Genomic DNA, 25,681 nt, shown 5'->3' with positions numbered 1-25,681 from the left:
TTCCGATTTGACTCTGCCGAACCGTATCCTATATTCTACAAATATAGCGAAAGATGAGAAAAAGATAAAGCGACTAATTTCATTTTTATTCGAATCTCCTCTATCTCAATGATCCCAAGTATAAAGGTGAGAATATCGGTTCTTGTGAATATGGAAGTAGAATTGTAGGTGTCGTGGTGAACCAACGAGATATCGCAATTGTTATTAAGGAAAGTTTTTAATCTAAAAGAGATATAATTATGGCAAAAGAAAGTGTAGCTATTTTGAAGGGAAGAATAGATGTATCGGAAGTTCTCGATGAGTTGAATGCCGCTTTGTCGGAAGAATGGTTGGCGTTTTATCAATATTGGGTGGGAGCCCTTGTAGTGAAAGGCGCTATGCGTGGCGATGTACAACGAGAATTTCAGGAACATGCTATGGAAGAGTTCGAACATGCTAAATTGATAGCCGACCGTATTATCGAGTTGGAGGGTGTTCCCGTATTGGATCCTAAGAAATGGTTCGATTTGGCAAAATGTGCTTATACTCCTCCTACTGATGTAGATGTAGTCAAGTTGCTGAAACAGAATGTCGCAGCAGAACGTTGCGCTATATTACGTTATCAGACGATCGCTGCATTGACCGACGGGAAGGATTTTACGACTTGCGATATCGCCAAACATATTTTGGCAGAGGAAGAAGATCATGAACAAGACTTACAAGATTATTTAGACGATATAGCTCATATGAAAGAATATGTGTTACAGAAGTAGTGTCTGTTTTGATTTATATTTATGGTTAGAGTTCAAAGACAGAATCCCAAGCGGATTCTGTCTTTGTTTCGATTAAGATAAACCGATCGTCTAAATTTGCGGTGTGGTGTTTTGTTGTGTCGATTCGGCTTGACTTTGATGGATAGCTTGCAGCAGTTTGTCGGCGAAAGGAAAGGCTCCGTTTTGCAGAAGCATTTCGAGCGATATTTTCCCGGAACGAAACAGCTCCATAAGAAATTCGTTGGATGCCATTCTTAAAGCGGGTGTCGATAGTGTTTCGGCAATTGATAAATCGAATTCTGTATTACGAACTTCCTCTGGGGTATAGGTAGAGATTTCTTTTCCGTAATTGTTTCCTGCTAAGTTTAAATAACGGTTATCCGAGTAGAATTGCTGGATTGTTTTCATGATTTTTATATCCCGGTCTTCTCGGAATGTTTTGAACGACTCGAATAGATCGAGCAGATTGGTCGAAGAATATTGTATTTGTTGGGCATATAGAGAGGCCGGAGTACCGGATTGGGCTGCTTTGCCCTGTATAGCACCGTGGACGCCGGATATGTCTTCGAACAAGCGCATTTGCAACGAAAGCATTTCATAAGCTCCCACTTGTGTGGCGTTGACCGCTATTTGCTGGGGCATGGGAGAGCCCGGTCTGGGACGGAATAAAATGATACCGTTATATTTGGTCCACTCGTCGGCAATATCTTCGATTGTCATGCCATCGGGAATTTGATCTTCCGGGAATAGCAATACGCCTTTTGCGCTCGAACCCATGATAAAATCTATCATGGTAATCAGCCGGTTGATATATCTCTGCTGGTCGATTACATCTTCGACGAAGGCATGTACTTCACCGTCTATGAGAGGGTATAGTTTAAACACGTAAGGGTGTTCTCCATGCCAGTAGGGAGTTTCTCCTTCGTCCAATAAGTCTCCCAGTGGGGAGAAGAAGCGATACCGCCATGTTTGCATTATACTCCATTCTGTTTCGATAAGCTGTGCAGTCTCTTCCGGTTGTCCCGATGTGCGAGCTTCGTGCACTCTTTTCCTATTTTCTTTGTTTATATCCTCGGCTTCCGTCACAGGTATGTGGTAATATTCACCGGAACGGAAATCGTGGCAGTTCAGTACTTCCCGACTTTCGAGTTTCCATATTTCTATGACTCGGCACATATCTTGATTGGCCGGCATAAAAAAATCGAGTCGGTCGATTGCTTTTGCCGTGAGGTTCTCGAAGTTGTGCCGTATCGTTTCATTGTCGGCCTCTGAGTAGATGTTACGTAATTGTATGGCACGAGCCCTTGACCCGAAAGAAAATCTCGATATTACTTCGGCGATAGACATGTCGTGTAGTTCGCCTATGAGAGTACAATCCCAATGGCGGCTGTCCTCCATAGCGTTGAAGAATATTCGGTTCGGATTTATTTCATCTACCCAGACGTCGGTTTTTCCTCTACGGTGTCCATATCCTATTTTCTGGAAACAAATACCCGAAATCAAAAACTCTTCCAATGTGCGGCTATCGAGTTCTTGTAACCGATTATGCTGGTAGGCGTATTGGACGGCTGTGCTCATCAGTTCCCCCAAACTCTGTTCCTGCCTGTCACGAGCTATACATACGGGTTGGGTTTGGTTGTTTCTGAATTGCCCTAAAACGGCTTTGACCATTTGGCGGATCAGGTTGTTTTTCAGAGGAACTTTTCCTTGTTCTCGTATATACTGTTCTTCGCTTACGACTCTGCCGTCTGGTAGTTTTATCAAGTCGTTCCATTGTTTTCCATAAGTATAGTCCCTGTTTCGTTTTCGCTTTTGCCTGAAATGTTCTATATTCTCCCATGCTTTTTGAGCCTGTAACAGTATCGGGTAGTGAGAGCGCTCTATTTCGTTTTCGGTTTTTAAAATATCGAGTTGTTTCATCGACGGATTTTTGTACGAATTATTTGCCATAGATTTTTGTTTTTAAGTTCGCTACAAAGAAAATAGTTGGTATTTTTATTTTTATGGCATGATTATATAAATATTCGTATTTTATATTATTATGTTGATGTCTTATGTGGTTGATAGATAATGTGTTGTGGGGTGTATTTTTGTGATGTGGAAGAAAAAGAATATAAATAGTTTTTATATATAGCTTTAATGGCTATATTCGCGCTTTATTAACATGCGATCAGTAAATATTTTGAAAAAAATTACTGAAGTTCTCCCCGCAGAAATTGTATTAAAATACCCCTTTGGAGAACTAGGTGTAACAAAACTAAAAAGAAATGAGAAAGATTTTATTGGTAGTCGCTACCGTGATGTGCATGGGTGGAGCTTTCGCTCAACTTTCTATGGGTCCGAAATTAGGTCTTAACGTCTCTTCTTTGACTGGAGATGGATCGAATTTCAGAGCAGGAATGAATGTGGGGATCTTTGCTAATTATCGTATTAATAAATTATTGGCGATTCAGCCCGAATTTTATTATTCGATGCAGGGGGCTGGTTTTGATGATATACCGGTTCTCACGAAAACTTTGGAATCGAACTATACTTCACACTATCTGAATATACCTGTTTTGTTGAAAATTTATCCGTGGGCAGGTTTAAATGTTCATTTTGGTCCTCAATTTGGCTTCTGTGTCGATGATGAATATAAAGCGAAGTTGGCGGGAAAAGAGATTTCGTCCAAAGATTTGGAACCATATGGATATGGCTATAAGGCTAAAACATTCGATTTTTCTCTTGCTTTGGGTGTCGGGTATGAGTTTGATTTTGGTATGACGATCGATGCCCGTTATAATTTCGGACTTTCTAATGTCTACGATGAGGAGGGTAGTCCTAATAATACAATGTTCATGCTTTCGTTAGGCTATAAGTTCGATTTGTAAATAAGAAAGGATTTTAAAATAGAATAGAAAAAACAGAGGGATACATGTTAACGATGTATCCCTCTGTTTTTTAGGCTAATACTCTGTTAGTCGAACAGAACTTTGGGGTTCATTTGGGACGGGCTACGCCACTGGATATCGTAGTCTTCGGCCAAAATAGCAGATAACGTCGGCCAATAGGCATGACAAAACCCCATACCCTGAGGGTGTTCTTGTAATCTGGCATATGCTTTTGCTTCTGCTTCGTCGATAACCTCTTCCCAACGGGCAGTCCATTCTACCGGGTCGTGTTTCAAATGTCCCTCGTTTTTGATTTTATCATATTCACCACGGTCGGCATACCATATATTTGTTCCTAATAGACTAATTTCATGTTGAACGTCTTCGGTGATACCCAGTTCGTGACCGGTTTCTGCTTCGATACGATAAAGGGCTTCCCTTTCCAATTCGAGAATTTTTACAGATAGGCGAGGATGTGAAAATATAGTTCTTTTTATTCTGTCGCATGTTTTGTAAACGAGGTCATACATGCTCATTTCTCCCGTTTCGAGTAAAAGAGGCCCATATTGTAATACTTCACGTATCAGATTCGCATTTTGCCATGTGTTTTTGTTTCCCTTTATATTTTCTTCGGCCCAAAGGCAGTTACAACGCAGTAGGTCGGCACGGGCTTCCATGTCGTTCGGGCTCTTCGCCAATCGGCTAAGTAAGGTCTTGTGTTCTTTGGAGAAATCTATCATAATGTTTCATTTTTGGTTAACTGTAAGGTTCTGCAATATCGCCAGGACTGTAATAGTCGCGTAACCATTCATGAGCCTCTGTACTACCCAGATTATCAGCAACGGCCATATATTCTGCGATGATTTCGAGTGATTCCGGCGATTGTTCGGCGATAGATTCGGCAATGAGTAAAGCAGAGTCTACATCGCCATCTTGCATGAGATCCCAGTCGATTTTATCGACCGTGAATTGCCGAGAGCATTCGAAAAATTCGTCCCAGTGAGTGAGTCGTACTTGGGAGCAAATCAATTCGATGTAAAAATCTCCTTGACTGCCGGGGAGCACTTGTGGAACTTCGAAATGATATTTTGCTCCATCGGCCAATATTATCCTCGTGCCATTATGTATAAAAGTTATGGAAGTATCGGTAGTTTCCAGAATTGTTAAGGTTCCCCACGATGTTTCGAGATTCAGGCGTTCGATCAAATTCTCTCCGATCGCTAAACCATCTTTATCGAACGTATGGATTCCGGCGACTCTGTAATCATACGACCATGTTAACAATAGGCTATTCCAAAGAATTTCGACTTTTGCTTCCATACTACTCATGAGGCAAACTGTGTGATGAACATTCAATTTAAATAAAATGAAGTAAGGTTAATCCCTACACAGCCTCCCTTTCGTGAAATTTCTTGCTTACAATATTCGTAAAATTTTTTGATATATGCAAGTAGAAATTTAGAAGCTGTTTTAAATTTATAGAGAAATAATATTATCATTTCAAGCAGGTATGTTCCGGCCATATTGAGCCCCTGTCTCGCATCTAGAATCCCTTGATTTTTGTCAATAGCCCGCTATTGACTGCGTATCTCGGACTCCAATCTGCTTCAACATAGGTCTCAATCTGTCTCGGAATAAATTTAAAACAGCTTCTTATTTTGTATTCTCGAAAAGAGCTCTTAATATTTATGGAACACATGGGGTATCGCATTATACCGACTGGGTTATCTTCTCATCTATCCTAGCTATTTTTTCATCGAGAGAGAGGGCTGCATCGAGCCAAAAAATGGAGAATCCCCGACGCTCCATACCCCGGAACCATGTCATTTGCCGTTTGGCAAATTGGTGAATCGCTATTTCGAGCAATGAAACCATTTGATCGTATGAGGTGCGCCCGATGAGGTACTCGGTAATATACTTGTATTCGAGCCCGTAGTAAATGAGAGATTCTGGATCGATGCCGCTGTCGAGCAAACCTTGAACTTCGGCCACCATGCCTTGTCCGAGACGATCGCGCAGACGTTGCGAAATTTTGGCGCGTCGGCTTTCCCTATCTATGTTCACTCCGATAATCAAAGCGTTTTTTACCGGATTAGGAATAAGTTTTTCGGGCTCTTGCCGAGAATAATATTCGGCTATTTCAATGGCGCGGATCGCTCGCTTACAAGTATCGGTATCTGTTTGGTTGTGTAGAGTCTTGTAGTTTTTGAGTATCTCTTCCAATTCGGATAGCGATTTTTCAGCAAGTTTTTCGCGCAGGGCCTTGTTTTCGGGTACGGGAGGTAACGAGTATCCTTTGAGTACGGCTTCTATGTACAGACCTGTACCCCCGCAAAGAATGGGCGTTTTGCCCCGATTGATAATATCTGCGTAAGCGGTGTTGTAATCCCGAATATATTCAAATAGATTATATTTATATCCGGGTGGGCAAATATCGATTAGATGATAGGGAATAGCGTGTCCTTCATAGGTGTATTCGGATAAGTCTTTACCTGTACCGATATCCATTGAGCGATATATCTGACGGGAATCCGCACTGATAATTTCGGTGTCGAGGTGGGCGGCCAGCGCCACCGCCAAAGATGTTTTACCGGAAGCGGTGGGACCCAATATGGTGATTAAATCAAGCATCGCAGCAATTTGATGAGGAACATTTTTTACCTAAAATTTTTCGAATCCATTTGTCTATACGGTATAAAAGGCGGTCGTCATTGTGCCGGCTTACGTAAAGCCAAACCGGGTCATCTAATTCGATATCCAGCAAATCGATTCTGTGTAATGTAAAGGACGGCTTATATCCTCTTATCGGATATCTCCTTTTTCCATTGCTGTAATAGGTACGGGCCGTATTGACAATCGTATAGAAACGGGCATAGATTTCTTTAAATAGAGGATAAAGCCTGTTGCTATGGAATAATCTTGTTATTTCTTCTATGGTGTACCAACGGCCGTTGTACCTGTTTAATTTATTTTGATCCTCGTCTGAGATAAATAATACATAATGTCCGACTCTTCGCCAAGAATCTTCGGCGATAGCCGATGATATGTGGCGTAAATCGGGTTTTTCTATTTGAAGTTCTTCGCGTATGATTTGCCGGGCTTTTTGTTCCTCTTCTTCTTGCGTCGTACAATAGTCTGTATAACGATGTATAGGAATATCGAACCCTTTGCCGCTATTGAATTCTATTTCATCTCCTTTGTTTTCGATTAAGTAGATTTTTTCTTGGCCTATGACCATGATACGAATTACCGTGAAAAAGTAATCCATATCGGGATTGTTCGTTTTGTCGTTGATATAACGTTTACATTTTTTCTCGTGACTTTCGATAAGTTGTTGGATCAACAGACGGCGAATAATTTCGAAGATAATGATAGCTATACTTAACCCCAAAGGAAAATAGAAGTAAAAATAATTCCCGGCACGGCTTTGCCTTTCCACGCCAAAAGCGAAAAGTATCCATGATAACATAGTTACTAATATAGAGCCTATTAGGATTAAGCGTACGATATAATGAGTTTCATAGCGGCTGAAATCTCCCAGTAAATGTCGTTCTCGAATTCCTCCTCGTTTCAAGATACACTGATAACAGAATGGGGGGTGTATATTCCGATGTTCGAACAGATATAATATGACCGCCATGCAGGGAGCCCAAAAAAGTACGATAGGGATATTATAATATCCGAAAAGGAGCAAGAATGCTTTTGTTATTCCTCCAAATATCATAGACCACCCTGTTATCCACCCAATTATTCCACATCCTTTAAAAAAATGTAGGTAAAGCCGGGAGAATATAATCCATATAATACCGACGATAATCGATGTCAGGACAATGACATTTTCTTTAAGCGATGGAGCCAATCCCCATACGAGAATAGCAGGTACCAATCCCAAAGAATAGATGGTAGACCAACTTATTTTGTTACTTTTTTTCTTTTCCATAGGGTTGGGATGCTATTCCTTTTATTTCAGTTTATCGAGGAAAAAGTTACATACTTTGGAATACAGATGATGACGGGTATTGCAACCTCGTATATGGTGATCTTTATTGGTATATATTTGAGTATCGAATTGTATTCCTGCTTCGATTAAAGCAGCGGAATATTGTAACGTGTTAAGATAGTGGACATTATCGTCTGCTGTCCCCGATATAATCAACAAATCTCCTTTTAATTTTTCGGCATGAGTAATGGGGGCGGATTGTTCATATCCCTCGTTGTTTTCATTCGGCGTACGCATAAAGCGCTCGGCGTAAATCGTATCGTAATAACGCCAGTCGGTTACCGGAGCGATAGCCACTCCGGCTTGATAAGTACCGTTGCTTGTGGACATGGCCATAAGAGTTTCGTACCCACCGTAACTCCAACCATATATACCTATGTGTTTGTCGTCTACATAGGGTAGGGTCCGCATGTATTCCGCTCCCGCTACTTGGTCTTCGGTTTCGAGTTTCCCTAATTGCATATATACAGAGGTTTCGTATGCCCGACTGCGTCCGCCGGTTCCTCTCCCATCGACGCAGGCGACGATAAACCCTTTGCTGACTAAGTAGTATTCCCAGTCTATTGTCCATTTATCCAGAACCGATTGGGAACCCGGGCCACTGTATTGCGACATGACTACCGGATAGCGTTTCGAGGGGTCGAAATTCGTGGGTTTCAAAATATAACCGTTCATTTGATCGCCTGCGTGATTGGGGCAGGTAAAAAATTCTTTGCGTGGCAAATCGGTTTGGGCGATTCGTGCTTTTAGCGTAGCATTGTCTTCCAGTGTGCGTATTACTTTCCCTTTGGCATCGCATACGGTTACGAGCAAAGGTTCATTGCTGTTGCTGTATTTGTTGATAAAATAAGTACACGAGGGATTGAACGAAGCCTGATTTGTCCCGATTCGTTCCGATAATTTGGTTTCTATCCCTTTTTCATTTATTTTGTAAATGGCTTTGTAAAGAGGACCTTCTTGATTCGATTCGTAAAAATAAGAGCGACTTTTTTCATCATAACCCAAAAATGCCGAAACGTTCCATTCGCCTTTGGTGATTTGTTTAGCCAATGTTCCATTGTAATTGTATCGGAAAAGGTGTTGATAACCGCTACGACTGCTGGCAATCACGAAGAAATCGGGATAGAACGAGATATTGTCTAATATAGATTCTTCGATCCAAGCTTTGTCTGTTTCTCTCAATAGCAGTTTGCTGATTCCCGATTTAGGATTGACAGAGTATATATCCATTTCGTTTTGTGTGCGGTTTAGCGTGACTACCGCGAGTCTGTTCGGATCGGTCGTAAATTTGATTCGAGGTATGTAACTGTCTGATGATATAGGCAGTTTCATCGTTTTTAAGGCTCGTGTTTCGACGGTATAAGAGAGTACCGATACTTGTGAATTGGTCTCGCCTGCTACCGGATATTTGTAAGTGAATCTTCCCGGATATAGGGTGTATTCCGGGTATGTGGGACAGTAACCTTCGTAGAGAGAGAAAGAATATTCGGGAACATGGCTTTCATCGAATCTCACAAAAGCTAATGTAGCATCGTCCGGCGACCATTGCAGGGTAGAAGTAAGAGCGAATTCTTCTTCGTAAACCCAATCGGGAATCCCATTGATGATTTTGTTTCGCTCTCCGTCGCGGGTGACGGCTACTTCTGTACCGTAATCGAGTTTTTTGATAAAGATGTTGTTATCTCTTACAAAAGCGACCATTCGGCCGTTAGGAGAGTATACGGCAGCTTGTTGTTTTCCTCCGTCGGAAAGCGGTTTCAATAAGTTCCTGCGTATCTCGAACGTGTAATAAGTGGCTTTGAATGAGCGTCGGTAAATAGGTTCCGAGTCGGCATAAATTAATAGATGTTTTTCATCGGGGCTGAGAGAAAAACCGTCGAATTGTTCCAAATTGCATTCTCTGGCAGTTTTTACGTCAAAGAGGGTATCGACTTCGTGTCCCGTCCGGTATTCACATTTTACGATACGTGTATTCCCGTTTGTCGCTGTGAAATAATGAACGCCATCGGCTGATGGATAAACCTCTGCTATATCTTTGGACTGAAATTTCCCGGAAGTAATATCTTCCAATGTAATAGCTTTTACTTGAAACGTGAAAATAAAAATCAAAGAAAGGAAAATGAGAAATACTTTTTTCATTGTTGTATAGTGATAAATCTATTGTTACATAAGTGATGAACAGTTTCGACACTAAATTTTATTCATTAGATACAAATGTAATAAAGGTTGATAGCGGTACAAATAAGTTGCTCGGTTTTAATGCCGAGACGTATATTTTATTAGGAATCAAAAGTAGGAAAAAATATGGATAAAAAATTATATATATAATATATTAACTATATCGAGCCGAAAATTCCGTTTGCCTCTGCGCTCGCCTTTCACTATCTTTGTAAATACGAAGATAGGATGCGGCTCGGCATAGTCAAAACGGAAATGTGATTTCCGTTTGTCTCTGCACTCGCCTTTCGCTATCTTTGCAGTTTGAACAAAATGAATAAAAAGAGAACGATATGATAGAATATATTACGGGAGAGGTTACCGATTTAACTCCCGCCACGGCGGTTGTGGAGTGCATGGGAATAGGTTATTTGCTTAATATTTCGTTAAATACTTATTCTTGCCTTTCGAAAGGGCAAGCTACACGTCTGTATGTTTACGAAGCGATTCGGGAAGATGCCTATCAACTTTATGGCTTTTATGACCGTCACGAACGTGAACTGTTCATATTGTTGATTTCTGTTTCGGGAGTAGGACCCAATACGGCCCGCATGATATTGTCTTCATTGAATCCTTCTGAGTTGGAGCAGGCGATTGTGTCGGAGAATCTAAATTTATTGAAGTCGGTAAAAGGAATAGGCGCTAAAACTGCACAGCGTGTAATTGTTGACTTGAAAGATAAAATAAAACCTACCGACAATCCGTTAGTAATAAGTACGCCCGCAGCCTCGGAAATTTACGAGGAAGCTGTGGCTGCGTTGGTGATGCTTGGATTTTCACAGCCCCAATCGCAAAAAACAGTTCAAAAGTTATTGCGTGATACTCCTTCGATGAGAGTTGAAGAGGTAATTAAGCAGGCTCTGAAAATGCTCTGATACCGGCGTCGTCGCCTTTTGAGTAAAGGCGGGAATTTGTGTAGGAGTATCGAATGAGAAGACGGATAAGGATTGGAACAATAGTTGTGCTAGCAGTGAGCGGATTAGGAGCCTATTCCGCTTTTGCTGCTTTGCAGTCGGCCGATCCGCAAAGTTCATCGAGCAGTATATCGGCAACGCAAAGCAATAAAGAATCCGATTCCATACAAGTCCGTTATCCTGTCACTAAAACATCACCCGAATCGTACGATGAAATCGGGCAAATAGCTCCGATGGATTTGAAAAATCCTTCCAATCTGAAAACAGAAGTAGAGTATGATGCCGAAACGAATTGTTATGTAATCCATACCCGAGTTGCCGGGGTTGATGTTTGTACTCCTTTCATGTTGTCGGCGGCCGAGTATAACGATTATACGTTGTGTAAATCCATGCAGCAGTATTATCGGGAACGGAATGCACAGAATTTTGCAGAGAACAGCAAATCGGAGTTTAATTTTTTGGATATGCAGTTCTCTCTCGGGCCATTGGAAAAAGTTTTTGGACCGGGTGGCGTACAATTGAAGACACAAGGATCTATCGAGTTGAATATGGGATTGAAACATAACAAACTCGATAATCCCGCACTGCCGATGAGTTCCAGAAAGAAGACTTATTTCGACTTCGACGAGAAGATACAGGCTTCGGTAACGGCGAAAGTCGGTGACAAGATGTCGTTCAATATGAACTATAACACCGATGCGACTTTCGATTTCGACTCGAAAAATCTCAAATTACAATATCAGGGAAAAGAAGACGAGATTATTAAGAATATCGAAGCCGGTAATGTGAGTATGACCACGGGGTCGTCGTTGATACGTGGTAGTACGGCTTTATTCGGTGTAAAGACGACTATGCAGTTCGGTAAACTGACGGCTACCGCTCTTATTTCTCAACAACAGTCCGAATCGAAAACGGTCAATGCGAGTGGTGGGGCACAGACCACGCCGTTCGAAATCCGGGCAGATGCTTATGACGAAAACAGGCACTTTTTTTTAGCTCATTTTTTTAGGGACAATTACGATAAATTTGCTTCCAAATTGCCTTATGTCTCATCGGGTGTGAGTATCAATCGAATAGAAGTTTGGATTACGAATAAACAAGGCAATTATGAAGAGTCGAGGAATATTGTCGGTTTTATGGATTTGGCCGAAAATGTTCATATCGGTAACGACCATTGGATATCGGCTACCGCGCAGCAAAATCCGATGAATAACTCCAACTCGTTGTATGCTGAGATTAAAAACGGTTATCCCGATGCTCGTAATATCAATTTGGTGACACAGGCTTTGGAACCTCTTTCTGTTTATGGTATCGAGGGGGGGCAGGATTATGTGAAAATAGAGAGTGCCCGGAAACTTACTTCTTCTGAATATACCTTGAATTCCCAATTGGGTTATATCTCCTTGAAAAGTAAACTGAATGCCGATGAGATGATTGCTGTCGCTTATGAATATACTTATAACGGACAGGTTTATCAGGTTGGGGAATTTTCGGGAGATGTTACCGATACGGATCAATGTCTTTTTCTGAAAATGTTGAAGGGTTCTACCATATCGACCTCATTACCCATTTGGGATTTAATGATGAAAAATGTTTATTCGCTGGGGGCCTATCAGGTTCAGAAGGATAAATTCAGGCTGTACATTAAATATCAGAATGATTCTACGGGGGTAGCTGTAAATAATATACCGGAGGGGAATATATCCAATCAGACTTTGTTGCAAGTAATGAACCTCGACCGTTTGGATGCGAATGAGTCGGAATATTCCGATGGTATTTTTGACTACATAGAGGGGTATACGATTCAATCTTCGAACGGGAGAATTATATTTCCGGTCATAGAGCCGTTCGGTAGTCACTTGGCCGAAAAAATAGGAAATGCGGCGATAGCGGAAAAGTATGTTTATCAAGAGCTGTATGATTCGACATTGACTATCGCCCAGCAAGTATCGGAGAAGAATAAATTTATTATGACCGGAGAATATAAAGCATCTTCGGGCGCAGAGATAAGATTAAATGCGATGAATGTACCTCGGGGATCGGTGGTCGTTACTGCCGGAGGTATGACTTTGGTCGAAAATTCCGATTATATTGTGGATTATGCGATGGGTGTCGTGACGATATTGAACCAAAGTATAATCGAGGCGGGTACTCCGATTAGTGTATCGCTTGAAAATCAATCGATGTTCAATATGCAACGTAAGACAATGCTGGGACTCGATTTGAATTATGCGTTCTCCAAAGATTTTAATGTAGGAGCGACGATTATGCATTTGTCTGAAAAGTCCCTGACAGAAAAAGTAAATATGGGTGATGAGGTACTGAATAATACTTTGTGGGGAGTGAATTTGTCTTATAATACGAATTTTTTATGGTTGACCAATTTGTTGAATAAAATTCCGACTGTAAACGCAACAGCTCCTTCTACGTTGGCTCTCACGGCTGAATTTGCCCAATTGATACCGCATAAATCCAAAAACGGCAGCTCGCAGGGAACATCGTATATCGATGATTTCGAATCGACACAAACAGGGTTGGACTTGAAGTCTCCTTATTCGTGGACGTTGGCTTCCACTCCGTACGACCCTTCATCTGATGCTTTGTTTCCCGAAGCTCGTTATTCCAATGATATTCGTTATGGGCAAAATAGAGCATTGCTATCGTGGTATTATATCGATAGAATGTTTACTCAGAAAAACTCGACATTGATACCGGCTCACCTGAAAAATGATTTGGACCAATTGTCTAATCCTTATGTGCGTGAGGTGAGTGTACGGGAGATATTTCCCAATAAGGAAATCAATTATGGAGAATCGACGACCTTACAGACATTGAACCTTTCATTTTATCCACAGGAACGGGGACCGTACAATCTCGATGCCGATAATATCGACTCACAAGGGCTTTTGTTGAATCCGGAGAACCGTTGGGGCGGGATTATGCGAAAAATGGATTATACCGATTTCGAATCATCGAATATCGAATATATACAGTTCTGGCTTATGGATCCGTTTTTAGATGAGAATCAGACTAATCATAACGGGGGAGAATTGTATTTCAATTTGGGAGAAGTGTCGGAAGATATTCTCAAAGACGGTATGAAGTCTTTCGAGAACGGTTTGCCGGTCGACGGTGATACAACACAGATAGCGACTACGGTGTGGGGAAAGGTATCCAAACGTCAGTCTTTGACTTATGCATTCGATAATACCAGTGGTGCACGGGCTTTGCAAGACGTAGGTTTAGACGGTCTGTCGAATGACGAGGAATATGGGTTCCCATCATATAGAGATTATTTGGACAAGCTCGAAACTAAACTATCTCCGGCGGTAGTGGAGGCTATGCGACAAGATCAGTTTTCTCCGTTTAACGATCCGGCCGGGGATAATTACCATTTTTATCGTGGACACGATTATGACGATGCCCAAACTTCTATATTGGATCGGTATAAACGATATAACGGAACAGAAAACAATTCCCGGTCTCCCGAGGAAATGAACGATTCGTATTATCAGTCTTCCAAAAGCGTTCCTGATGTGGAGGATATCAATCAGGATAATACGTTGAACGAATATGAAAGGTATTATCAGTACCGCATATCGTTATGCCCCGATAGCTTGGAGGTGGGGAAAAACTGTATTACCGATAAGCGGGAGACAACCGTCCGGCTCCGCAATGGTGAAGAAGGAAAAGCTGTGTGGTATCAATTCAAAATTCCTTTGTCTCGTCCTCAGAAGAAAGTGGGATCTATTCAAGATTTTAAAACGATACGTTTTATCCGCATGTTTATGACGGGTTTTGAGTGTGAGACACATTTGCGTTTTGCCACGTTGGAATTGGTTCGGGGTGAATGGCGAACGTATAACTATGCTTTGAATTTGAAAGGAGATGCTCCGGCTCAGGGTAAGATGGATATATCGGTGGTAAATATTGAGGAGAATGCAGGACAGGTTCCTGTTAATTATGTTTTACCTCCGGGTGTAACCCGTATCATAGACCCGGGGCAATCGCAAATAACTCAGCTTAATGAACAAGCCATGTCTTTGAAAGTAACCGATTTGCAGTCGGGAGATGCTCGTGCGGTTTATAAGAACAGTGGTATGGATATGCGTACATACAAGCGGTTACAGATGTTTGTACATGCAGAGAAACTGATTGACGATAAAACTAATTTACGAGATGGCGATGTGTCTGTGTTTTTACGATTAGGATCCGATAGTAAATCGAATTATTATGAGTATGAGGTCCCGTTGTCATTGACGGAGCCGGGTAATTATAGCACGTATAATGCACAAGATCAGGAAGCGGTTTGGCCACAATCCAATATGTTTGATTTCCCTCTTTCTTTGTTTACCGATTTGAAGCTGGAACGGAATGCAAAGAAACGTATGGATAATTCGACTGTGACGTTTCAAACCCGTTATTCCAGTTATGATCCCGATAAAAATCAAAATAAGGTGACTATCGTGGGGAACCCTTCTTTGAGCGATGTTCGTACGATGATGATCGGTGTGAGAAATAATTCGAATGCAGCTAAGGATATAGTCGTTTGGGTGAATGAAATGCGTTTGACCGATTTTGACCAATCTGGTGGTTGGGCTGCCAAAGCAAATGTAAATCTCGGTTTGTCGGATATTGCTACGCTGAATATCGCGGGGCATGTAGAAACTGTCGGTTTTGGGGGGATAGACCAAAGCCTTACGGAACGTCGATTAGACGATTACTATCAGTATAATATAGCTACGATGGTTGAGTTAGGGCGTTTTTTGCCAGAAAAAGTCAAATTGAAAGCCCCATTATTTTATTCGATTACCGAACAACGTACTTCTCCTAAATACAATCCGCTCGATCAAGATATCTTGTTGAAAGATGCTTTGGACAATGCGGGCAGTAAAGCCGAGCGTGACTCTATAAGTGATGCTTCGATAGAGAAATCGACTGTCGAGAGTTTCAGTTTGTCGGGAGTTTCTTTTGATATTAGGAGTAAGAATCCTATGCCCTATGACCCGGCTAATTTTTCTATCAGCTATTCTTATAATCGACAATCGAAACAAGACCCTACTACCGAATTTGAGAATACATACGATTATCGGGGTAGTTTCACTTATTCCTATACTCCTTTTGTTAAACCTTTTGTCCCGTTGAAGGGATTAAAGAGTAAATCTAAGCATTTGAAATTTTTGAAGGAATGGGAATTTAATTATTTGCCTAATAATATTGCGTTTAATACCAATATGTCGCGATATTATTATGAACAGCAGATTCGCGATGTGAGTGGATCGGGAGGAATGGCATTGCCGACGAGTGTAAGTAAAAGTTTTTTATGGGATCGGCAGTTCTCGTTGACATGGAATCTCACCAAGTCGATAAACCTTTCGTTGCAAACGATGACGAACGCTCATATCGAGGAGCCGGTCGGTGTGGTGAATAAACAGCTTTTCCCAGATGAATACGAAGCATGGAAAGATACCGTGTTGACCAGCATCAAGAATTTGGGAACACCGTGGAATTATAATCAAACTTTCAATGCATCGTATACGGCTCCGTTCAGCAAGATACCTGTTCTTGATTATTTGTCGTTTAATGCCAAGTATAACGCTACATACACTTGGGATAGGGGAGCCCAGATTTCAGAGGAAATAGATTTAGGTAACTCGGTGAATAATCAAGGGCAGTTGAGCTTTGACGGGCGTTTCAATTTTGAACAATTATACAATAAGTCGAAATATTTGCAGAAGATAAACAAACGTTTTTCTTCCAATAATAGAGCTGTGGCAGCGAAGAAAAATAGAAAATTCGAACGTACCATTTTGCTTCGGGAAGATACTACGGTTACTTTAAGGCATAATCTCAACAATAAGAAGGTAAAAGTTGTGGCGAGGGACGATGCCGGAAAGAAAGTGGCTCTGAGGACGAAAGTTCTCGATGCCAATAATGTAGTGATTCTCGATAAAGGAACCCAACGCTTGAATGTGATAATTACTCCTTCGAATAAGAATGAACGTAATTTCTGGAAAGAAGCAGCCGAATATTCTTTACGGGGATTGATGATGGTAAGAAATGCGAGCGTGCGTTATCGTAAGACCAATACTACTTCGTTACCTCTGTTTTCCCCGAATGTAGGCGATGTATTCGGGCAATCGACTTCGTATGGTCCTATGGCTCCCGGCCTCGATTTCGCTTTTGGTTTTACTGATGAGAGCTATGTATATCGGGCAAAAGAACGTGGTTGGCTTTTATGTGATTCCACGCAGATAAGTCCGGCGGTTATCGGTCGTACCGAAGAGTTTAATTTCGAAATAGCGCTTGAACCTATCCGGGGCTTGAAAATAAACTTGACAGGAAATAGAACAGACACGCGTAGTTCTCAAATGCAATTTATGTTTGACGATATGCCGACTGTACGAGGCGGAAGCTATACCAAGACACATATTGCATTGAAGACTGCATTTAGGAGTAGTTCTGCAAAAGACGGATATTCGTCGCAAGCATTCGATGATTTTTTGAAAAATCGGGAAATAATAGCGGCTCGGTTAGAAGCGCATTACGGATCGTTGGGCAATTATCCGAATAAAGGTTTTATTGCCTCTACCGGCTTTGGAGATAAGCCCTATGATTCGGCTAACGGCGGTGTGAATCGTAGTTCTGCCGATGTAATGATACCTGCATTTATTGCTGCATATTCTGGCCGTGATGCCCGTAAAATCGATTTGTCTCCGTTCCCGGGATTGTCGGCTATATTGCCGAACTGGCGAATTACTTACGATGGTTTCATGCAAATACCGTTTATAAAGAAACACTTTAAAGCGTTTACTCTATCGCATGCTTACCAGTGTACCTATGCTGTGGGATCATTTACTTCGTTCCTTAATTGGGTGGAATCAGACGGGGATTTCGGTTTCGTTCGCGATGAACTTACGGGCAATCCCATACCCTCTTCTCCATTCGATATATCATCGGTAATGATAACCGAGAGGTTCGCTCCCCTTATCGGGTTAAAGGTGACACTGAAAAATAATGTTACAGGCAATATAGAGTATAAAGATTCCCGCACGTTGACATTGAATTCGGCAGCCGGACAAATCGTAGAGGCGTCGACAACCGATTTTACAATCGGGGCCGGGTATAAGATCGCTAATTTTAATACGATTTTGAAATTGAAAGGGTCTCAAACAGGTGTTAGCAACGATTTGACAATCAATGCCGATTTTTCATTCCGCAAGAATCAGGCTCTCATTCGCCGTATCGAACAGAATTTTACGCAGGCAACCAGTGGTACTCGTACTACGATGTTGAAAGTAACAGCCAATTATGTATTGAGTAAACGTATTACGGTAGGGGCTTATTTCGACCATCAGATTAATACACCGTTAGTATCCTCTTCATCATATCCTATTACGAACAGCAATTATGGAATCTCGGTGAGATTATCGTTATTGAAATAAAAGGAATTTATATTTTAAGTTAAACAGGTCGTTTGTTTAAACTGTTTCTTCAATTATTCGTTTTTCTTAATTAAAGGAGGGATAGAGAAATTTTTGAGTCGGAGCTTAAACTCCTATCTTTGCAGTTGAGATGCTTCTCCGTAGTTTTATAAAACCCAAATAAATGTATTGAATAAATGAAACGACTGATTTTTATTCTTATGGCTTTGTTGTCTTATGGCATTTTGAGAGCCGAGACTTTGAAATCTCCTGACGGGAACATTGTATTAGATTTTGAATTGGATAATGGAGTCCCTGTTTATAAAGTAGATTATAAAGGTCGGCCGGTTATTAAAGAGAGTAAATTGGGATTAGAGTTGAAGTCGGGAAAAAATTTAACCGATGGATTTCGTTTGGCTGGTTCTGAGACATCGACTTTCGATGAGACATGGAAACCCGTTTGGGGAGAGGTAAAAGAGATTAGGAATCATTATAATGAATTGGAAGTAACATTGGAACAACCGTCGACCGATCGTCGTATGATTATTCGTTTCCGGGTATTTGACGATGGGGTAGGATTCCGATATGAATTTCCCGATCAGCCCAATTTGGATTATTTTGTGATTAAAGAAGAGAAGACGCAGTTTGCTATGGCGGGAGACCATACAGCTTTTTGGCTCCCGGGCGATTATGATACACAGGAGTATTCCACTGTGACGTCGAAATTGTCCGAAATCCGTGGATTGATGAACGAGGCTATTACACCGAATTCTTCTCAAACTCCATTCTCTCCTACGGGGGTGCAAACGGCTTTAATGATGAAAACCGACGATGGTTTGTATATTAATTTGCATGAAGCTGCATTGGTCGATTATTCTTGTATGTCGCTCGATTTGGACGACAAAAATATGATATTCGAGTCTCACCTTACACCCGATGCATTGGGGGATAAGGGATATATGCAAACTCCGGCGAAATCTCCATGGCGCACGATTATTGTTAGTGACGATGCGCGTGATATTCTTGCATCCAAAATGACTCTTAATCTGAATGAACCGTGTGTCTATGAAGATACGAGTTGGATAAAACCGACGAAATATATAGGTGTATGGTGGGAAATGATAACCGGGAAAAGTACTTGGGCTTATACCGATTTGCCTCATGTGAAACTCGATTTGGTCGATTATTCTCGTTTGACGCCTAATGGACGTCATGCCGCTAATACCGAGCATGTAAAAGAATATATCGATTTTGCCGCAGAACATGGATTTGACGCTGTGCTGGTGGAAGGTTGGAACATAGGGTGGGAAGATTGGATAGGTAAGTCGAAAGACTATGTATTCGATTTTATCACACCGTATCCCGATTTCGATGTAGAAGAAATAGAGCGGTATGCCAAATCGAAGGGGGTGAAAATGATTATGCATCATGAGACCTCGGGTTCGGTTCGTAATTATGAACGGCACATGGAGAAAGCATATCAGTTTATGAACGATCATGGCTATGATGCCGTGAAGAGTGGATATGTGGGAGATATTATACCTCGTGGGGAACATCATTACGGACAATGGATGGTTAATCATTATCTCTATGCATTGACCGAAGCCGCCAAGCATAAGATTATGGTGAATGCCCATGAAGCTGTTCGTCCTACGGGTTTGAGCCGTACTTATCCCAATCTTATCGGTAACGAGTCGGCGAGAGGAACCGAGTATGAATCGTTCGGGGGCAATAATCCCGACCATACCACTATTTTGCCATTTACACGGCTTATCGGAGGTCCGATGGATTATACTCCCGGTATTTTCGAGACGGATATTTCTAAACTTAATCCCGATAACCACAGCTATGTTCGTTCTACTCTGGCTCGGCAACTGGCTTTATACGTGACCATGTATAGTCCTTTACAGATGGCAGCCGATTTACCCGAAAATTATAATCGTTTCCTCGATGCTTTTCAGTTTATTAAAGATGTGCCTGTCGATTGGGACGACAGCCGTTATTTGGAGGCAGAGCCGGGAGATTATATTACGGTGGCACGCCGGGAAAAAGGGGGTAATAATTGGTATGTAGGTTCCACGGTCGATGAGAATGGGCATACGGCTCGTTTCTCCTTAGATTTCTTGGAGCCTGGGAAAAAGTATATTGCAACTATATATGCCGATGCTCCCGATGCCCATTATAAGGATAACCCGCAGGCTTATACGATTCGTAAATATATTGTGACGAACAAGACTCGTATCGTTCAGCCTTGTGCTCCGGGTGGAGGCTTTGCTATGAGTATCGAGGAGGCTACCGATCCAGCAACTTTGAAAGGATTGAAAAACTATAAACCGTAGATTGCGGTAAGATGAGAATAGTAGGGTAGGACTTATACAATAAGTCCTACTCTTTTTATATTAGTGTAACCGATTGCTGATGATGTTTTCGGAGTGGATATCGACAGATGAAAGATGGAAATCAGAGGAGACGTTCCCGCAAAGAATAAGCCTGAAATATTTATATGCCGGTCCTGTAAAACGCATGGGTAATTGTCCTGCTACTTTTGATGCGCTCGATATTTCACAGATTTTGGAAAAGTTGCCTTCGGCATCATTGCCTCCCCAAAGGGAAAGCAAGAGCTTTCCTTCTGACATTGAGAGCCGCCAGAAAACTTCTCTCCATTTTTGGTACTCTTCACTTTGGAGAGTAATTGGGCGGGATACGAGTGCGATTGGGGTTATCTCTGCTGATTCTTTTTGTAAATCGTAAACTTTTCCCTCTGCGTCTTGGGCGAGTAGATGACTGGCATCATAGAATAGGGAAGAGTACTGTCGGCTTATGCGATACATGTAGAGAGAAGGAATATGGATAATGAGACTATATTTGAGATCGGGCCTGCAACATATCAATTCTTTTTCGATTGTATTGTAGGCGATGATACTTCCTTGAATAAATTGAGATAAAGTCGTTTGATCGGTGGTTGCAGGAATTAATGTAGAGTCTATGTCGTGGTGAGTGATTGGGCTATTGTTTTCGCAGGCGGTTTCGTCGAACGATAAGAGCTGTTGTATTTCGGAGCCTCGTATGATAAATAATCCTTTTGCCGTAGTAAACATAATCATGTCTTCGAGAGGGACGATAGGGTTTTCCGGCAGTATGGGTTCTCGATTCAGTTGATGTTGTGCTCCGTAACATACGATTCCGTTTCCGTTTTGCAAAGCCCATATTCCTTCTTCTGTAAATACATATAAGGGAAATTCACCGAACTGTCCTTCCGATAAAGCTGCTGTAATGGTCGCTATGCCTGTAATCTCTCCGTTCGAGATGGTATAAGTTTGTTCGGACGGGAATACAAACGGGTTTTCGAGTTCCGAAACCCGCAGTATATTAGGCTGTGTGTAAGTGTCATTTTCGGACAAGGGTATATCGAGTGGGGTAGAGGCCGGCAGAGAATCGTTTTCCAATGTGATTGCAGAGAGTGTCTCGTCAAGATAATCGGCCCTATTTTCATATTCGGAGGCTGTCAGTAGAAAGCTCCCTTTGTATCGGGTTTTCTCGCTTTTTACGACGATTTCCATTTTATAGGCGTTACTGTCGGGGTAAGAAATCAAAGGTGAAAGTTGATTGAAGAAATAGTTCGATTTCCCGTGCCAAACGACTTTGCATTCTCCTCTTTCGGTTTTGAGATAAGTGCAGATATAAGCACTGACAGTCTCGGCATTTTTGTTTCCCACGTTGAACAGACTGAGGGGAAATCCGGGAAAAAGTTTTTTCTTTAAGTTGGCTATGTGTAGTCTTTTGTTGTGTATATAGCTGACATGTGCTCCCGTAGAAAGCAGTGTCGTATTATCTGGCGAAAGAACCTCCTCGTGTATGAGTAAATCTGGCCGTATTTTATTTTCTATGGTGTACGATTCACCTTCCTTCCAGTCGCTCCAATCCTCTATGGTCGCTATTTTATAAAATAGAGAATCTTGTAAGTAGCGTTTCTTTATCTCTTTCAGGTCGAGAAAAGAGATGTCTCCTTTCAGTAGAAAAGAGATCGTTTCGTTTTCTTCTGTACGTTCGATCGTAAATTTAAGGCCTTGTTGTTTTTGATCGGGTTCGAAGATCGTGGCTTCGGGAGAGACAAAAAAGTCTATACTTCTTACGATATCTTTCCAGTTGTCGAGATTGAATTGATGAATATAATATTTCAGGCTATAATTCCCGGCGATGATTTGTCCTTCATGAGAACCTAAGCAAAGATTGTTTGAATTTTTCAATCGTATGCTCATTTGATAGGGTTGTATGGGGTGTGGCAAAGAGACCATGACCGGAGCCGATGAAAAAATTCGGCTCCCATCATATAAAGTGAGGGCATAACGTATGAGTATGGGTTGTATGAAATAGTGCCGTTTCCATGCTTTTTCTTGTAGCTGAAAGAATGCATTGTAGTAAGCATCGTTGTAATAATTGATGTCTTCGGTGTCGAGTCGGGTCGGATTGCTGTATCCATGTTGAAAGGTATATTCGCTTACGAAGTAGGCATCGGTATATTCTACATAAGGGAAAAATGAAATTTCAGGTATGTCGGGCTTTTCACCCAAAAAGATATATTTTCCCTCTTTATAAAGTAAATAGTATATACTTTCGGTACAGATGATTATGAGTGTGTTTCCTATGGATTGAATAGACAGAACTTGTAGGTCGTTTAGCTCGAACAACTGGCTTGATTCTTTTTGGATATTTCCGTTTTCTTTTTTTATCAGAGCCTCATAATACAAGGTATTTTCATTTTCCGTTATATGATGCTCTCCGTCGTAGCAGATATGAACATAGACGAGCCGATGGTTTTTCTTTTCCGGAGTGTATAGATATTCCGGTGTCCCGACAGGTTTGAGGCAGTTTGATTGATTTCGTAAGTTGACAATAGCTGTGCAGTCTCCCGGCTGTGCCGAGTTCGGTGGGGAATAACGGTTCATGCCGTTAAATGTAATTCTCGATTTCATAGAGCTGGTAATTTTTCGTAAAGGTACACCCGGTATGCGGCTCTATTTTGGCATGATGATATTCTTTGAAAAAGAGACTCCTTCCGAAGCTATTGATTGAATTTTTGAAAATAAAAATAGGAAGGAGTCTCCTGTTTCCCGCTTTGGGGAAACTGCGCAATTGCCCAAGTATAACCAATCACTTCATTTATTGCGCAAATTTGTTCTTCTACTATGGTTTTCAAGGTAAAAACAAGTGATATTGAATGAAAGTTCATTTTTGGAGCGATTATAAATTATATGTTTTTGAATGAGACTTTATTTTTAATCGAGATGTTTTATTGGGGAAATGATTATCTTCGCTTATAGAATGAGAAACTTTATGGACAGACTTAATTTTGCGGCCATAGATATTGGCTCGAATGCAGTGAGATTGCTTATCAAAGGTATTTATCCGGGAGAGAGTGTATCGGATTTATCGAAAGTTTTTATTGTGCGTGTACCGCTGCGATTGGGACAAGATACCTTTACAAAAGGTCGTATTTCTACGGAGAAGACAGAAAAATTATTACGTCTCATGCATGCTTTTTCTCAGCTGATGCAGGTTTATAATGTCTTGTCTTATCGGGCTTGTGCTACGTCGGCTATGCGGGATTCTTCGAATGGAGCCGATATTGTCCGGTATATCTCGGAGAGAAGTGGAATAAATATCGAAATTATTAATGGTCTTGAAGAAGCACGTATCGTATATGACAGTCATATCGTGGACGAGCTGGAACAAGAGGGCGATTTTATCTATGTCGATGTTGGTGGCGGAAGTACCGAGATAAGTATAATTAGTGACCGTTCGTTACTCCAATCTCAATCTTATAATATAGGAACTGTACGTATTTTGAATAAAAAACTGAGCCGTAGTGAATTGTTCCGTATGTATAGGGATTTAAAGCGTTTGAAGGAAACGTATCGGCATATCTCTATTATCGGGTCGGGTGGTAATATCAATAAATTGCATCATTTGGCAGGAGTGTCTGCTCGGGAGCCATTGACTGTGGAGCGGCTTTTGACCCTGAGAAATGAATTGAATAGCTATTCGATCGTGGAACGTATCGACCGTTTTGCATTGAAACCCGACCGAGCCGACGTGATTGTACCTGCCGCCGATATTTATTTACAAATAGCGACGCATATAGGCGCACGAGAAATATGGGTTCCTACCATAGGAATCGTTGATGGTATTATTTATTCTCTTTGTTCCGATTACTTGAAAGAGAAAGAGAATTGAGACCTATTTCTTTTTCTCCCATTTGGGTAGCCCGTCTTTCTTTTGGATAAAATCGCGGATAAATATGGCTGTCTCTTCACTGCCCAATATAGAGGAATCGATAGAAAGGTCGTATGAAGAGGCTACTCCCCAACCCTTATCGGTATAAAAATTGTAATAAGAAGCTCTTAGTTTATTTTTCTTTTCGGCGAGTTCGATAGCCTCTTTTCGAGTCATTCCTTGTGAGCGGCTGATGATTCTCTCGATTCTGTCTTCAAGGGGAGCGTGTATAAATACATTGTAACATCGTGGGTATTGTCTGAGAATATAATCGGCGCAACGTCCGACGATGACACACGATTGAGTTTCAGCTAAATGACGAATGACGTCGGATTGAAATTTGAAAATGTATTCGTTCGATAGGCCTCCGTCGCCCCATATTCCTCCTGCTCCTGTGAGCCAGTTTATTGAAAAAGAATTTAATAAAGCGCTTGGAGCCCGCTCGTCGGCTTTCTCGAAATATTCGGTGCTGAGTCCGCTCGATTTCGAAGCCTCGTTGATTAATTCTTTATCGTAATAAGCTATGCCGAATAAATCGGCCAAACGTTTTCCTATTTCTCGTCCTCCGCTTCCGAATTGACGGCCTATGGTAATGATGAGATTGTCATTCATGATGGTTGTAGATTCGATTATTCATAAGCAAACATACATCAAAAAAATATTAATTCCTATATCAAATATCTTTTTTTGTTTACAGAAGTTGTTTTTTAGGGTTTCTTGAACTGTTTTTGTGAAATATTTTGTTGCGAAGAAAGTTTTTATTTAATTTGTGTCATTCAAAAGAGGTCAGCTATGAATAATGATTTGAAAAAAATATTGAATAGTGATACTGATGGATTGCTCACCTACGAATATATTGCCAATCATATGGGCTCTTGTGATGAAGATATGCCCGTCCTAGCCGATAATATAATACGGGTAGATATGACGGGGCAGATTACGGTGAGTGCCGCATTATATTTGCACGCTACGGGAGCTGAGAAATATAGGGAAATTATTGACAAGCTCATCGCGGCTTCTTTGTCGAAAGATAGAGAACACAAATATATTGTCGATTTGTTGTCGGGGATTTGGGGTGAAGACTATAAGTTGCATGCAGAGGAGTTGAAGCAAGAAAGTGATAATTTCAGGCGTATTTATAAGCGTGTTTATGTGAACGATATAATTTAGTTTTTTGAGAAATAACAAAGCGGAGGCTTTCCCTCGTTAGGGAAAGCCTCCGCTTTGTTAT

15 protein-coding genes are annotated in these 25,681 nt (G+C 41.3%); 7 read left to right on the top strand and 8 right to left on the bottom strand.

Annotation, left to right across the window (positions count from 1 at the left end):
* The first annotated feature begins 239 nt into the window (after positions 1–239).
* Positions 240–752: a ferritin-like domain-containing protein gene (locus QVD32_RS07895; RefSeq protein WP_008860937.1), complete on the top strand. Its 513-nt coding sequence runs from the start codon at positions 240–242 to the stop codon at positions 750–752.
* A 90-nt stretch (positions 753–842) separates the two neighbouring features.
* Here QVD32_RS07895 and QVD32_RS07890 read toward each other — a convergent pair whose 3' ends face one another.
* On the bottom strand, positions 843–2,702 hold the full coding sequence (locus QVD32_RS07890; protein ID WP_118687427.1) for a portal protein: 1,860 nt from the start codon (positions 2,700–2,702) through the stop codon (positions 843–845).
* Between the two features lie 317 nt (positions 2,703–3,019).
* Between QVD32_RS07890 and QVD32_RS07885 the strand changes: the two genes are divergently transcribed.
* The gene (locus QVD32_RS07885; RefSeq protein WP_021892074.1) at positions 3,020–3,622 is read left to right on the top strand and encodes a porin family protein; all 603 of its coding nucleotides are present in this window, start codon (positions 3,020–3,022) and stop codon (positions 3,620–3,622) included.
* 86 nt (positions 3,623–3,708) lie between these two features.
* On the opposite strand, the gene QVD32_RS07880 is transcribed toward QVD32_RS07885, so the two are convergent.
* The 5 genes from QVD32_RS07880 to QVD32_RS07860 all read right to left on the bottom strand — a co-directional run bounded on the left by QVD32_RS07880 (position 3,709) and on the right by QVD32_RS07860 (position 9,761).
* Positions 3,709–4,362 carry a hypothetical protein gene (locus QVD32_RS07880; protein WP_118687428.1) on the bottom strand — a complete coding sequence of 218 codons (654 nt, stop codon included), beginning with the start codon at positions 4,360–4,362 and terminating at the stop codon, positions 3,709–3,711.
* A gap of 16 nt (positions 4,363–4,378) precedes the next feature.
* Positions 4,379–4,951 carry a hypothetical protein gene (locus QVD32_RS07875; protein WP_147401608.1) on the bottom strand — a complete coding sequence of 191 codons (573 nt, stop codon included), beginning with the start codon at positions 4,949–4,951 and terminating at the stop codon, positions 4,379–4,381.
* A gap of 381 nt (positions 4,952–5,332) precedes the next feature.
* Positions 5,333–6,253 (bottom strand): tRNA (adenosine(37)-N6)-dimethylallyltransferase MiaA, encoded by a 921-nt coding sequence (gene miaA, locus QVD32_RS07870; protein ID WP_118687430.1) that lies wholly within the window; start codon positions 6,251–6,253, stop codon positions 5,333–5,335.
* Complete coding sequence (locus tag QVD32_RS07865) at positions 6,246–7,562, bottom strand: hypothetical protein (RefSeq protein ID WP_118687431.1); 1,317 nt, start codon at positions 7,560–7,562, stop codon at positions 6,246–6,248. The genes miaA and QVD32_RS07865 overlap by 8 nt, the downstream gene beginning before the upstream one ends.
* A gap of 21 nt (positions 7,563–7,583) precedes the next feature.
* Entirely contained in the window at positions 7,584–9,761 is a 2,178-nt protein-coding gene (locus QVD32_RS07860; protein WP_118687432.1) for a S9 family peptidase, read from the bottom strand.
* 371 nt (positions 9,762–10,132) lie between these two features.
* Here QVD32_RS07860 and ruvA point away from each other — a divergent pair, with 371 nt between their 5' ends.
* From ruvA to QVD32_RS07845, 3 genes are all read left to right on the top strand, one after another.
* Positions 10,133–10,714, top strand: coding sequence for a Holliday junction branch migration protein RuvA (ruvA, locus tag QVD32_RS07855; protein ID WP_008860929.1), 582 nt, complete (start codon positions 10,133–10,135; stop codon positions 10,712–10,714).
* Between the two features lie 53 nt (positions 10,715–10,767).
* The gene (gene sov, locus QVD32_RS07850; RefSeq protein ID WP_118687433.1) at positions 10,768–18,198 is read left to right on the top strand and encodes a T9SS outer membrane translocon Sov/SprA; all 7,431 of its coding nucleotides are present in this window, start codon (positions 10,768–10,770) and stop codon (positions 18,196–18,198) included.
* 176 nt (positions 18,199–18,374) lie between these two features.
* Positions 18,375–20,516, top strand: a complete 2,142-nt coding sequence (locus QVD32_RS07845) for a glycoside hydrolase family 97 protein (RefSeq protein ID WP_021892082.1) — start codon at positions 18,375–18,377, stop codon at positions 20,514–20,516.
* A 60-nt stretch (positions 20,517–20,576) separates the two neighbouring features.
* Here the strand turns inward: QVD32_RS07845 and QVD32_RS07840 are convergent, their stop codons facing one another.
* Positions 20,577–23,150, bottom strand: coding sequence for a hypothetical protein (locus QVD32_RS07840; RefSeq protein ID WP_021892083.1), 2,574 nt, complete (start codon positions 23,148–23,150; stop codon positions 20,577–20,579).
* Positions 23,151–23,511: 361 nt separating this feature from the next.
* Here QVD32_RS07840 and QVD32_RS07835 point away from each other — a divergent pair, with 361 nt between their 5' ends.
* A complete protein-coding gene (locus QVD32_RS07835; protein ID WP_021892085.1) occupies positions 23,512–24,411 on the top strand; it encodes a Ppx/GppA phosphatase family protein in 900 nt (299 codons plus the stop codon).
* 3 nt (positions 24,412–24,414) lie between these two features.
* Here the strand turns inward: QVD32_RS07835 and QVD32_RS07830 are convergent, their stop codons facing one another.
* Positions 24,415–25,062: a cytidylate kinase-like family protein gene (locus QVD32_RS07830; RefSeq protein ID WP_021892086.1), complete on the bottom strand. Its 648-nt coding sequence runs from the start codon at positions 25,060–25,062 to the stop codon at positions 24,415–24,417.
* 180 nt (positions 25,063–25,242) lie between these two features.
* Here QVD32_RS07830 and QVD32_RS07825 point away from each other — a divergent pair, with 180 nt between their 5' ends.
* Entirely contained in the window at positions 25,243–25,620 is a 378-nt protein-coding gene (locus tag QVD32_RS07825; RefSeq protein ID WP_008860922.1) for a hypothetical protein, read from the top strand.
* Positions 25,621–25,681: the final 61 nt, after the last annotated feature.

This window comes from Barnesiella sp. (genome assembly GCF_022723415.1).
Classification (GTDB): domain Bacteria; phylum Bacteroidota; class Bacteroidia; order Bacteroidales; family Barnesiellaceae; genus Barnesiella; species Barnesiella intestinihominis.
This window is presented reverse-complemented; position numbering and strand designations above follow the sequence as displayed.

Excerpts from the sequence above, each read along its gene's own strand:
- QVD32_RS07875 (WP_147401608.1), bottom strand. The coding sequence starts at position 4,951 with ATGAGTAGTATGGAAGCAAAAGTCGAAATTCTTTGGAATAGCCTATTG.
- QVD32_RS07885 (WP_021892074.1), top strand. The coding sequence starts at position 3,020 with ATGAGAAAGATTTTATTGGTAGTCGCTACCGTGATGTGCATGGGTGGA.
- QVD32_RS07830 (WP_021892086.1), bottom strand. The coding sequence starts at position 25,062 with ATGAATGACAATCTCATCATTACCATAGGCCGTCAATTCGGAAGCGGA.
- QVD32_RS07890 (WP_118687427.1), bottom strand. The coding sequence starts at position 2,702 with ATGGCAAATAATTCGTACAAAAATCCGTCGATGAAACAACTCGATATT.
- QVD32_RS07895 (WP_008860937.1), top strand. The coding sequence starts at position 240 with ATGGCAAAAGAAAGTGTAGCTATTTTGAAGGGAAGAATAGATGTATCG.
- miaA (WP_118687430.1), bottom strand. The coding sequence starts at position 6,253 with ATGCTTGATTTAATCACCATATTGGGTCCCACCGCTTCCGGTAAAACA.
- QVD32_RS07845 (WP_021892082.1), top strand. The coding sequence starts at position 18,375 with ATGAAACGACTGATTTTTATTCTTATGGCTTTGTTGTCTTATGGCATT.
- QVD32_RS07825 (WP_008860922.1), top strand. The coding sequence starts at position 25,243 with ATGAATAATGATTTGAAAAAAATATTGAATAGTGATACTGATGGATTG.
- QVD32_RS07860 (WP_118687432.1), bottom strand. The coding sequence starts at position 9,761 with ATGAAAAAAGTATTTCTCATTTTCCTTTCTTTGATTTTTATTTTCACG.
- sov (WP_118687433.1), top strand. The coding sequence starts at position 10,768 with ATGAGAAGACGGATAAGGATTGGAACAATAGTTGTGCTAGCAGTGAGC.
- ruvA (WP_008860929.1), top strand. The coding sequence starts at position 10,133 with ATGATAGAATATATTACGGGAGAGGTTACCGATTTAACTCCCGCCACG.
- QVD32_RS07865 (WP_118687431.1), bottom strand. The coding sequence starts at position 7,562 with ATGGAAAAGAAAAAAAGTAACAAAATAAGTTGGTCTACCATCTATTCT.
- QVD32_RS07880 (WP_118687428.1), bottom strand. The coding sequence starts at position 4,362 with ATGATAGATTTCTCCAAAGAACACAAGACCTTACTTAGCCGATTGGCG.
- QVD32_RS07840 (WP_021892083.1), bottom strand. The coding sequence starts at position 23,150 with ATGAAATCGAGAATTACATTTAACGGCATGAACCGTTATTCCCCACCG.
- QVD32_RS07835 (WP_021892085.1), top strand. The coding sequence starts at position 23,512 with ATGGACAGACTTAATTTTGCGGCCATAGATATTGGCTCGAATGCAGTG.